This is a genomic window from Bradyrhizobium oligotrophicum (assembly GCF_051168495.1).
Classification (GTDB): Bacteria; Pseudomonadota; Alphaproteobacteria; order Rhizobiales; family Xanthobacteraceae; genus Bradyrhizobium; species Bradyrhizobium oligotrophicum_A.
This window is the reverse complement of record NZ_JBNPVB010000052.1, coordinates 1-2,859: the sequence shown is the minus strand read 5'-3', so window position 1 is coordinate 2,859 and position 2,859 is coordinate 1. Positions and strand designations below refer to the sequence as shown.

Sequence of the window (2,859 nt, the reverse complement as noted above, 5' to 3'; positions counted from 1 at the left end):
GTAAGCGACCGTTAGACCCCACCTTCAAGACGGCGGGGTGATGAGCGAGTGTTCGGCGGCTGAGTCGAAGCGAGCTGGACACGTGTCGGACACCGAGCTTTTGCACAAATCCAAGCCGGAGCCGGTGCGTCGGCTCGAGGTGTTTACCGGGACGGGACGGCGCCGCGTCTGGACGGCCGAGCAGAAGGCGCAGATTGTCGCCGAGAGCTGCGGCGATGGCGAGACCGTCACGGCGGTGGCGCGCCGACACGGTCTGACGCCGCAGCAACTGTTCGGCTGGCGTCGGCAGACCAGCCGACAGGCTTTGCGTCCGGCGGAGCACGACACCCCGGCTTTTGCGGCCGTTGTCGTCGAAGAACGTCGACCTGCGGAAGCGGCGCCGGTTGCGCCAGTAGCGCCAAGCGGCTCACAAATGATCGAGATCGTGATCGGGGCAGCCACGGTTCGTGCCACAGTCGGGATCGACCCGACATGGCTGGGCGATGTGCTGCGGGCCGTGAAGGCGGTCGTCCCATGATTGCGGCGTCGACGGGCGTGAAGGTCATGATTGCGACGCGGCCGGTCGATTTCCGCAGGGGGGCCGACGGCCTCGCAGCGCTGGTGCGCGAGCAGCTCCGGCATGATCCGTTCTCGGGAACGATTTTCGTCTTCCGTTCGAAGCGCGCAGACCGCTTGAAGATCCTGGTCTGGGATGGCACCGGACTGGTGCTGCTGTGGAAACGTCTCGAGCAGAACGCGTTCCGCTGGCCGCCGATCAGCGATGGTGTGATGCGGCTGTCCGCCTCGCAGCTCGCCGCGCTGATGGACGGCCTGGACTGGTCGCGTCTGCATGCCCAGGAGGTTGCGCAGCCGTCAGCGGCATCATGAGCGCTTCGACCAATTGAATCGTGCGCGCTTCGTATGCCACAACATCTCGCGAATCAGATCGAGTGGTGATGTGGACGACGTCACGGATCAGCTTCCTGCCGAGATCGACGCGCTGCAGGCGCTGGTGACGGCGGCGCGCGCGGAGCGCGATGCTGCGATCGCAATGTGCGACGCTGCGATCACGGCACGCGACCACGCGCTGTCGCAGATGGACCGGCTGCGCCACCTCCTGCGGCAGCTGCAGCGCGCGCAGTTCGGGCGCCGCTCGGAGAAGCTCGATCCGGAACAACTGCAATTGGCAATCGAGGATATCGAGCAGGCCGTGGCCGCCCACGAGGCGGCCGAGGTCAAGAAGGATCCCGCGGGCGCTCGCCAGCGCGCCGAGCAGCGCCGCGCCCATCGGGGCTCGCTTCCGCCCCATCTGCCGCACATCGACGTGACGATTGCACCGGAAGACACCAACTGCCCGTGCTGCCATGCGGCAATGCACGTGATTGGCGAGGAAACGTCGAAGCGGCTCGACGTCGTTCCGGCGCAGTTCCGCGTGATCGTCACGCATCGTCCCAAATATGCCTGCCGGGCCTGCACGGATGGCGTGGTTCAGGCGCCGGCACCAGAGCGGCTGATCAAGGGCGGGCTGCCCACCGAGGCGATGGTCGCCCACGTGCTGGTCGCCAAATATGCCTGGCATCTGCCGCTCCATCGGCAGGCCCAGATGCTGCTGGCGCAGGGCATCGACATCAAGCGCGCCGTGCTGGCGTTCTGGGTGGGCTATGCTGCCGCGGAGCTTCATCCGCTGTGGCGGCGGCTGCGCGAGATCATTCTGACCGCGAGCAAGATAGCAGTCGACGAGACCACGGCGCCGGTGCTGGAGCCCGGCCGCGGCCGCACCAAGAAGGGCTTCTTCTGGGCTATTGCGCGCGACGATCGGCCCTGGGGCGGGACCGACCCGCCGGCGGTGGCCTACACCTACGCCCCCGGTCGCGGCGCCATCCACGCGCTCGAGCTGCTCGACGGCTATCGCGGCATCGTGCAATGCGACGGCTATGCCGCCTACAAGACCATTGCCAACGGTCCCGCTGGCGAGGCGATCACGCTTGCCTTCTGCTGGTCGCATCTGCGCCGCCGCTTCTACGACGTCGCCGAGAACGGTCCAGCACCGATCGCGAGCGAAGCGCTGGCGCGGATCGCCGCCCTCTATGGCATCGAGAAGACGATCAGCGGCCGCAGCGCCGAGGAGCGGCGCACGATACGCCAGGAGCGCAGCAAGCCCATCGTGCTGGCGCTCGAGGCCTGGTTCGAGCTGCAGCTCACCCGCATCTCCGGCAAGGCCAAGATCGCCGAGCACATCCGCTACGCCCTGAACCACTGGGACGGCCTCACGCGGTTCCTCGACGATGGCCGCATCGAGCTCGATACCAACATCGTCGAGCGAAGCATCCGCCCCCTCGTTCTGAACCGCAAGAATGCGCTGTTCGCCGGACATGATCAGGGCGCGGAGAACTGGGCCTGCATCGCTTCGCTGATCGAGACCTGCAAGCTGTGCGGCGTCGAACCGCAGGCCTATCTCACCGACGTCCTCACCAGGCTGGTCAATCTCTGGCCGGCCTCGCGCCTCGACGAGCTCATGCCCTGGGCCTGGGCCAAGCAGCACGCCAGCCAGCTCGCCGTCTGACGCCCGGATCGCGACCGTGCCCGGGCGTCCTCTTGCCGTCCGCCCGGTGCCAGGGTCGCGGGCGGCCTTGCGCCAGGCTGACAACTGCGATGGCGACAGACCATGGCGACGCGCGACCTCCGAAACGACAGCCCCGGGCGCCTGCGATTCCGCAACGATCCGTGCCTTGCTCTCCGCGCTCCACCGCCGGCGCCTGAGCCCAGCAGGTGACACCTCGACTGCATGTTCGATCATCTGCGCAAACCGCCATCTCAAAGACGGAACGCATGTTGACGATCAAACCGCCAGCAACAAGGTGGGGGGAAATGATCGCTTAC

At 67.0% G+C, this 2,859-nt stretch carries 3 protein-coding genes and 1 pseudogene; 3 read left to right on the top strand and 1 reads right to left on the bottom strand.

The window, feature by feature from the left end; translation table 11 throughout:
- Window positions 1–82: 82 nt before the first annotated feature.
- The 3 genes from tnpA (at window position 83) to tnpC (ending at window position 2,542) form a co-directional block, all read left to right on the top strand.
- Window positions 83–517 carry an IS66-like element accessory protein TnpA gene (gene tnpA / locus ACQR1B_RS36115; protein WP_434837651.1) on the top strand — a complete coding sequence of 145 codons (435 nt, stop codon included), beginning with the start codon at window positions 83–85 and terminating at the stop codon, window positions 515–517.
- The gene (gene tnpB, locus ACQR1B_RS36110) at window positions 514–867 is read left to right on the top strand and encodes an IS66 family insertion sequence element accessory protein TnpB (protein ID WP_434837650.1); all 354 of its coding nucleotides are present in this window, start codon (window positions 514–516) and stop codon (window positions 865–867) included. Before tnpA ends, tnpB begins: the two co-directional genes overlap by 4 nt.
- A gap of 70 nt (window positions 868–937) precedes the next feature.
- Window positions 938–2,542: an IS66 family transposase gene (gene tnpC, locus ACQR1B_RS36105; protein WP_434837649.1), complete on the top strand. Its 1,605-nt coding sequence runs from the start codon at window positions 938–940 to the stop codon at window positions 2,540–2,542.
- Window positions 2,543–2,647: 105 nt separating this feature from the next.
- On the opposite strand, the pseudogene ACQR1B_RS36100 reads toward tnpC, so the two are convergent.
- A pseudogene (locus ACQR1B_RS36100) lies at window positions 2,648–2,776 on the bottom strand (transposase); the annotation flags it as partial.
- Window positions 2,777–2,859 lie beyond the last annotated feature (83 nt).

What these genes read in the sequence shown, in the direction of transcription:
- tnpB (WP_434837650.1), top strand. Translation starts at nt 514, where the DNA reads ATGATTGCGGCGTCGACGGGCGTGAAGGTCATGATTGCGACGCGGCCG.